Source organism: Streptomyces sp. PTL18, assembly GCF_059510295.1.
This window is the reverse complement of record NZ_JCAJZO010000186.1, coordinates 1-203: the sequence shown is the minus strand read 5'-3', so window position 1 is coordinate 203 and position 203 is coordinate 1. Positions and strand designations below refer to the sequence as shown.

At 72.9% G+C, this 203-nt stretch carries 1 protein-coding gene; it reads right to left on the bottom strand.

All coding sequences use genetic code 11. The annotated features are described in order from the left end of the window. The coding region (locus AC5WS8_RS39580; RefSeq protein ID WP_496108301.1) for a transposase at nucleotides 1–203 on the bottom strand (203 nt) is incomplete at both ends.

Sequence of the window (203 nt, the reverse complement as noted above, 5' to 3'; positions counted from 1 at the left end):
CCTCGCGCTCACGCACTCGTGCGCGCAGCCGGTCGTGGAACTCTGTGATCAGCCCGTGCTCTCGCCAGCGGCGGAAGAAGGCGTAGACCCGGCCCCAGTCGGGGAAGTCCGCGGGCATCGCCCGCCAGGAGATCCCGCCCGCGACCAGGTAGCGGATCGCGTCCAGCAGCTGGCGGTGGCAGTAGCCCTCGGGCTGCCCGCCC